The organism is Arthrobacter nitrophenolicus (genome assembly GCF_000332815.1).
GTDB lineage: Bacteria > Actinomycetota > Actinomycetes > Actinomycetales > Micrococcaceae > Arthrobacter > Arthrobacter nitrophenolicus.
On the sequence record NZ_AOFD01000026.1, the window covers coordinates 50,578 to 57,858 of the forward strand.

The window sequence follows — 7,281 nt, forward strand, 5'->3', positions numbered from 1 at the left end:
TGGATGGGCGCGCTCACACACGCGTCGCTCGTGGAATACCTCCTCGAGGAAGCCTACGAAGTGGCCGAAACCATCGAGGCGGGCCATCCCGATGCCGAGCTCCAGGGCGAGCTGGGCGACGTGCTGCTCCAGGTGGTGCTGCACGCCCGTCTCGCCGAGGAGCGCGGGGCCTTCAGGTTCGACGACGTCGCCCGCGGCCTGGCTGCCAAGATGGTCCGGCGGAATCCGCATGTCTTTAGGCCCGACGGCTCGCTGCAGGACACCTTCCCGGCCACGGTGGACGAGATCGTGCAGAAATGGGACGCGGTGAAGCGGGAGGAACGGCCCGCCCGCACCAGCCACTTCGAAGGGATCCCGCAGAATCTGCCCGCGCTTGCCCGGGCACAGAAGTCGGTGGACCGCGCAGCCCGCGCCGGGGCGCCCCTGCCCGCAGGGGCCACCGCCCCCGCAACGGAGGAGGAACTCGGGGAGCTGCTCCTCGCCGTCGTACGCTCCGCGCATGACGCCGGATTCGACGCCGAACGTGCCTTGCGCGGGGCTGTGCGGCGCTACCAGCAGGAGAAATCCGCGTCCCAACCCCATCATGACGTCCGGGGCCCGGACAGTTTTCCGTAACCCGGACCACTCTCGACTACGCTGGTTCCTGACGAGTACGTCGAGTCTTTCTGCAAGATCCCCCCGTTAATCGCCCATAAGGAGCAAATTCATGGCGCTTATCGATGCCATCCACGCCCGCGAGATCCTCGATTCCCGTGGCAACCCGACCGTAGAAGTCGAGGTCCTGCTCTCCGACGGCCAGATCGGCCGCGCAGCAGTACCGTCCGGCGCTTCCACCGGCGAGCACGAGGCCGTCGAACTGCGTGACGGCGACAAGGGCCGCTACCTCGGCAAGGGCGTCCAGAAGGCTGTCGACGCGATCATCGACCAGATCGCACCGGCCCTGACCGGCTTCGACGCCACCGACCAGCGCTCCATCGACCAGGCCATGCTGGACCTGGACGGCACCCCGAACAAGGGCAAGCTGGGCGCCAACGCCATCCTGGGTGTTTCCCTGGCCGTGGCCAACGCAGCCGCCGCCTCCGCCGACCTGCCGCTCTACAAGTACCTGGGCGGCCCCAACGCGCACGTCCTGCCCGTGCCGCTGATGAACATCCTGAACGGCGGCTCCCACGCGGACTCCGACGTCGACATCCAGGAATTCATGATCGCCCCGATCGGCGCCGAAACCTTCTCCGAGGGCCTGCGCTGGGGCGTTGAGGTGTACCACAACCTCAAGTCCGTCCTGAAGGAAAAGGGCCTGTCCACCGGCCTCGGCGACGAGGGCGGCTTCGCCCCGAACCTGCCCTCCAACCGGGCCGCGCTGGACCTGATCCAGGAAGCCATCAAGAACGCCGGCTACACCCCGGGCAAGGACATCGCCCTGGCCCTGGACGTGGCATCCTCCGAATTCTTCAAGGACGGCGCCTACCAGTTCGAGGGCAAGTCCCTCAGCTCGGCCGAGATGAGCGCCTACTACGCCGAACTCGTGGCCGACTACCCGCTGGTGTCCATCGAGGACCCGCTGGACGAGAACGACTGGGACGGCTGGAAGACCCTCACCGACGCCATCGGCGACAAGGTCCAGCTGGTGGGTGACGACCTCTTCGTCACCAACCCCTCCATCCTGCAGCGCGGCATCGACACCCGCACCGCCAACTCGCTGCTGGTGAAGGTCAACCAGATCGGCTCCCTCACCGAGACGCTGGACGCCGTCAGCCTGGCGCAGCGCGCCGGCTACACCACCATCACCTCCCACCGCTCCGGCGAGACCGAGGACACCACCATCGCCGACATCTCGGTGGCAACCAACGCCGGCCAGATCAAGACCGGCGCACCGGCCCGTTCCGAGCGCGTTGCCAAGTACAACCAGCTGCTGCGCATCGAAGAGGAACTCGACGACGCCGCACGCTACGCAGGCCGCAGCGCGTTCCCGCGTTTCAAGGGCTAGTAGCCGCGTAAAGCATTAAACGGTGGCTATGGTTGAAAGACCATAGCCACCGTTGTTGTTTCGGCAGCATCCGTCAGCCCGGTTGTTGACCAGCGCCGTTTTGTTGTTCAGCACAGACAGTGGCGGCCGCAGGCAGGCCGCGTTCAGGAGTGTCATGGCTACCCGCCGTCCCAAAGTCCCCAAGGTCAGCCCCGCCCGTCCGGAAAGGGAAGCCGACGGCGCAGACGTCATCCAGGCGGATTTCGGCTCGGCCAAGGACAACCTGGGCCCGGCAGGACGGCCCGGCGCCGACAGCAAGCCCCGGAAGGCTCCAGCCGGCAAGGCGCCGGCACCGGGCGCATCAACAGGGCGGGCCAGGCCCGGAAAGGGCAGCAGCGCAACCAGCGGTGCCTCTGACCATCCCGCCGAGGAGGACCAGCAGCCTGTTCCGGCGAAGGCATTTTCCGGGCGGATGCTGGCACTGGCCGTGGTGATGGTGGCCATTACCATCATGCTGGCGCCCACGGTGAAGATCTTCTTCGACAAGAAGGCCGAAATCGACGCGCTGAATGCCGATATCGCCGCGCGAGAGGCCGAAGGCGACCGGCTCCGCCAGCAGGTCTCCCGCTGGCAGGACCCCAACTACGTGAAACAACAGGCCCGCGACCGCATTAACATGGTTATGCCGGGCGAAACCGGCTACTGGGTCTTCGGCAGCGATTTGCCCGCGGGAGACACCAGCAGCCAGACCGGTGCAGCAGCACAAGACCCCGCCGATCTGCCGTGGGTGGATTCCCTGTGGGAGTCCATCGAGCGCGCGGCCACAGACTGAACCGCAAAAGGAAGGACGGCCCGCGACAGTGGAACACAACACGGCAGCCGCCCGGGACGACTCCCGCCAACCATCAGCACACGATCTCGAAGTATTGAGCCGGCAGCTGGGACGTCCGGTCCGCGATGTGGTGGAAATCCCCGCCCGCTGCGTGTGCGGCAACCCGCTGGTGGCGGCAACGGCTCCGCGGCTGAGCAACGGCACGCCGTTCCCCACCACCTTCTACCTGACCCACCCCGTGATCACCTCCGCGGTATCCCGGCTTGAGGCGGCAGGGGTCATGAACACCATGAACGAGCAGCTGGCCGGCGACGCAGAACTGTCCGCCGCCTACCGGTCTGCGCACGAAGCCTACCTGGCCGCCCGGGATGCAATCGGCCGGCGGTCCGGCATCGGTGCTGTTCCGGAAATTGACAGGGTCTCCGCCGGGGGCATGCCCACGCGCGTCAAGTGCCTGCATGTCCTGGTGGGGCACTCGCTTGCTGCCGGACCGGGCGTGAATCCGCTGGGGGACGAGGCACTGCGACAGATCCGCGAATGGTGGACGACGGACAGGTGCTATTGCGAGGGTGCCTGGGACACCACCGGCGAAGCTCCTTCCCGGGACCTCAGCCGGCATGGACCGCAGGGCCTGCCGGACATCGTGGGCCGCCCCGCCCCGGTGCGAAAGTCGGCCAATCCTGCCGAGGCCGCCCAGTGACCCGGGTAGCCGCCATCGACTGCGGCACCAATTCCATCCGCCTGCTCATTGCCGATATCGAGCGCAGCAACGGCACCACCAGCCTTACCGACGTAGTGCGCGAGATGCGCGTGGTGCGGCTGGGCGAAGGCGTTGACGCCACCGGCGAGCTCGCCCCCGCCGCACTGGAGCGCACATTCGCTGCCACGGCCGATTACGCAGAGCTGATCCGGGAACATGGCGCTGAGGCCGTCCGGTTTGTTGCAACCTCAGCCAGCCGGGATGCCCGGAACCGGGAGGTCTTCGTGGACGGGATCCGCAACCTCCTCGGCGTGGAACCTGAAGTCATCTCCGGCGACGAGGAAGCTGCGTTGTCCTTTGCCGGTGCCAGCAGTGTCCTGCCCATCCTGGACGGCCACCAGGTACTGGTGGTGGACCTGGGCGGCGGCAGCACGGAGTTCGTCCTCGGCACCGCACAGGGCGTCACCGCAGCGAAGTCCGTGGACGTCGGCTGCGTCCGGCTGACCGAACGGCACCTGCGGAACGATCCGCCCACCGCGGAACAGATCTCGGCCGCGGAAGCGGACGTGGACGCAGCCATGGCCCTTGCCCAACGGGACGTTCCGCTGGAGCAGGCGACCGCCGTCGTCGGTGTTGCCGGTTCCATCACCACCATCACAGCCCATGCCCTCCGGCTGCCCGAATACCGGCCGGACGACATCCACGGCGCTGAACTGCCGCTGGACACGGTCCGCGCCGCCGCCACGGACCTCCTGGAGATGGACCGGTCCGAGCGCGCCGGGCTGCCCTACATGCACCCGGGCCGCGTGGACGTGATCGGCGCCGGGGGACTGGTGTGGCGCAGGATCCTCGAGCGCCTGAGGGAACTCACCGGCGGCAGGATCACTACGGCGACGGCCAGCGAGCACGACATCCTCGACGGCATTGCCCTGAGCATCGGCTGAACCCGGATGCGATCCCTAACCCACCCGGCACTGCACAGGACAGCGGCCGCCGCGCTTGCCCTGGTCCTCGCCGCCTGCTGCCTGGTTACCGGCCTCATCACGGCTCCGGCGGCGCGCGCGGACGAGTGGCGGGACAAGCAGTACTGGCTGGCAGACTCCGGCATCACCAAGGCCTGGGAAGTATCCAAGGGCGCCGGCGTCAAGGTGGCCGTCATCGACAGTGGCGTGGACGCCCAGCACCCGGATCTTAAGGGAGCGGTGGCCGGCGGCTACGACGCGTCCGGATCCGGCCAGCCGGACGGCCAGAAGAGCGTCGGGTCCAAGCCTGAACACGGCACCCTGGTGGCCACCATGCTTGCCGGCCGCGGGCACCAGCCCGCCGACAAGACTGCTTCCCCCACGCCCGGCCCCGCCGGACCGGCACCGGACGGCATCATCGGCGTGGCCCCCGAGGCCCAGATCCTGTCCGTGTCCACATGGCTCGGCTCACCGAACCCCTCCGGCAAGAGCGACCAGGACCAGATCCCCGAAGCGGTCCGCTGGGCAGTGGACAACGGGGCAAAAGTCATCAATATCTCGCTCGGCAGCACCACCCCGCAGTGGCCGCAAAGCTGGGACGCCGCCTTCCTGTACGCCGAGCAGAAGGACGTTGTGATCGTCGCGGCTGCAGGGAACCGGATCGGCGGCAACACCCAGGTGGGAGCCCCGGCCACCATTCCCGGCGTCCTCACTGTCGCCGGCCTGGACCGCTCTGGAACGGCAAGTGTTGACGCGTCCTCGCAAGGCATCAGCATCGGCGTGGCAGCACCGGCCCAGAACCTGCTGGGCGGCCTGCCGGGCGGCGGATACGCCGAGTGGGCGGGGACTTCCGGATCCACGCCCATCGTGGCCGGCGTGGCGGCACTGATCCGCTCCAAGTGGCCTTCCATGAGCGCCGAGCAGGTCATTAACCGGATCGTCTCCACCGCCAGGGATGCGGGGGCGCCGGGCAAGGATCCCCTGTACGGGTACGGCATCCTCAACGCGGAAGCGGCCCTGAAGGATGACGTTCCCGAAGCGAAAAGCAATCCCCTGGGAACCATTGCCGAGTGGATCCGGGTGCACCGGCGCGGCAACCTGGCCACCCCCACCCCGGTCCCCACGGCGGAGGCGCCGGTGGCTGCCCCGGCGCTTCCGGAAGCAACCGTCCCCGCCGCTGAGCCGCCGTCACAGCGTGATACTGCCATCGGAGGTGCTGTTGTCATCGGATTCGCACTGCTGTTCGTGGCCATCATCGCCGCGGCGGTCATCCAGCTGCGCCGGGCGGCGCGGGACCCCGCGCTGAAGGGGGAGGAGCTGGAAACAGGTGCCCTGGAAAAGGTGCATTCGGTGCGGAAACCCTAGCGTAACGGGCCCTTCGAGCAGTTAGTGAAGATTTTCACAAACTGCGCTATCCTTAAACTATGGCAACCACCCCAGAGCTCCAGGACCGTCCCAGGGTACTCGTCGTCGGCGGCGGGTACGTCGGCCTGTACGTAGCACTCAAACTGCAGAAGAAGATCGCGAATGCCGGTGGCATCGTCACCCTCGTGGATCCACTGCCCTACATGACTTATCAGCCGTTCCTCCCCGAGGTGGCCGGCGGCAACATCGAGGCCCGCCACGCGGTGGTGTCCCACCGCCAGCACCTCAAGCAGACCGAACTGATCCAGGGCCGCGTCACCTCGATCGACCACGCCAACCGCACCGCGGTCATCGCTCCGTCCGACGGCGGCGAAAACTTCGAGATCCCCTACTTCGACGTTGTCCTGGCCGCAGGTGCCATCACCCGAACCTTCCCCATCAAGGGCCTCGCGGACAAGGGCATCGGCCTGAAGACCATCGAGGAAGCCGTTGCGCTGCGGAACAAGGTCCTGGAGCGCATCGAGGTTGCCTCCACCATGACCGATCCCGCCGCCCGCGCCAAGGCCCTCACCTTCGTGGTGGTCGGCGGCGGTTTCGCCGGCATCGAGTGCATCACCGAGATGGAGGACCTGGCCCGCGCCGCGGTCCGCAACAACCCGAGGATCAAGCAGGAAGAAGTCCGCTTTGTCCTGGTGGAAGCCATGGGACGCATCATGCCCGAGGTTACGGCCAAGCAGGCCGAATGGGTCGTTGAGCACCTGCGCAGCCGCGGCATCGAGGTCCTGCTGAACACCTCGCTGGACAGCGCGGAGGGCACCCTCAAGCTCATCAACCTCCCGGACAAGTCCCCTGCCCAGGAGTTTGAAGCCGACACCCTCGTGTGGACGGCCGGCGTCCAGGCCAACCCGATGGTCCGCTCCACCGACTTCCCGCTGGAACCCCGCGGCCGCGTCCGCGTCCTTCCGGACCTGCGCGTCGCCGGCGACGAAGGCATTGTGGACAACGCCTGGGCTGCCGGCGACATCGCCGCCGTGCCTGACCTCACGGGCAAGGGCCTGCCGGATGGCACCTGCGTCCCCAACGCCCAGCACGCGCTCCGCCAGGCCAAGCGCCTTGCCAAGAACCTGTGGGCTTCCCGCTGGGAGAAGCAGCTGAAGGACTACAAGCACAAGAACCTGGGTGCTGTGGCAGGCTTCGGCGAATGGAAGGGCGTTGCCAACATTAACCTGATCGGCAGCATCGGCCTCAAGGGCGGGCTCGCCTGGCTGGCCCACCGCGGCTACCACGGCATGGCCATGCCCACGTTCGAACGCAAGTTCCGGGTGATCTTCAACTGGATCATCAGCTTCTTCGCAGGCCGCGACACCACCCAGCTCATGGACCTGGACAACCCGCGCGGCGCTTTCGTTGCGGCCGCCTCCCCGGCCCCCAAGCCGGCTGCTGCGGCCGCCCCTGC

Annotated in this window: 7 protein-coding genes; all 7 read left to right on the top strand. The window is 67.5% G+C overall.

The window, feature by feature from the left end; translation table 11 throughout:
- Positions 1-3 precede the first annotated feature (3 nt).
- Positions 4-615, top strand: coding sequence for a MazG nucleotide pyrophosphohydrolase domain-containing protein (locus G205_RS11130; protein ID WP_085939501.1), 612 nt, complete (start codon positions 4-6; stop codon positions 613-615).
- A 91-nt stretch (positions 616-706) separates the two neighbouring features.
- Positions 707-1,987, top strand: coding sequence for a phosphopyruvate hydratase (gene eno / locus G205_RS11135; RefSeq protein ID WP_009358042.1), 1,281 nt, complete (start codon positions 707-709; stop codon positions 1,985-1,987).
- A gap of 154 nt (positions 1,988-2,141) precedes the next feature.
- Positions 2,142-2,798 (top strand): FtsB family cell division protein, encoded by a 657-nt coding sequence (locus G205_RS11140; protein WP_009358043.1) that lies wholly within the window; start codon positions 2,142-2,144, stop codon positions 2,796-2,798.
- A gap of 28 nt (positions 2,799-2,826) precedes the next feature.
- Positions 2,827-3,498 (top strand): DUF501 domain-containing protein, encoded by a 672-nt coding sequence (locus G205_RS11145; RefSeq protein WP_009358044.1) that lies wholly within the window; start codon positions 2,827-2,829, stop codon positions 3,496-3,498.
- On the top strand, positions 3,495-4,442 hold the full coding sequence (locus tag G205_RS11150; protein ID WP_009358045.1) for a Ppx/GppA phosphatase family protein: 948 nt from the start codon (positions 3,495-3,497) through the stop codon (positions 4,440-4,442). The genes G205_RS11145 and G205_RS11150 overlap by 4 nt, the downstream gene beginning before the upstream one ends.
- Before the next feature lie 6 nt (positions 4,443-4,448).
- A complete protein-coding gene (locus G205_RS11155; protein WP_009358046.1) occupies positions 4,449-5,825 on the top strand; it encodes a S8 family serine peptidase in 1,377 nt (458 codons plus the stop codon).
- 59 nt (positions 5,826-5,884) lie between these two features.
- Positions 5,885-7,281 (top strand): NAD(P)/FAD-dependent oxidoreductase (locus G205_RS11160; RefSeq protein WP_009358047.1); only part of this gene is annotated, 1,397 nt, incomplete at its 3' end.

What these genes read in the sequence shown, in the direction of transcription:
- G205_RS11155 (WP_009358046.1), top strand. Translation starts at nt 4,449, where the DNA reads ATGCGATCCCTAACCCACCCGGCACTGCACAGGACAGCGGCCGCCGCG.
- G205_RS11140 (WP_009358043.1), top strand. Translation starts at nt 2,142, where the DNA reads ATGGCTACCCGCCGTCCCAAAGTCCCCAAGGTCAGCCCCGCCCGTCCG.
- eno (WP_009358042.1), top strand. Translation starts at nt 707, where the DNA reads ATGGCGCTTATCGATGCCATCCACGCCCGCGAGATCCTCGATTCCCGT.
- G205_RS11130 (WP_085939501.1), top strand. Translation starts at nt 4, where the DNA reads ATGGGCGCGCTCACACACGCGTCGCTCGTGGAATACCTCCTCGAGGAA.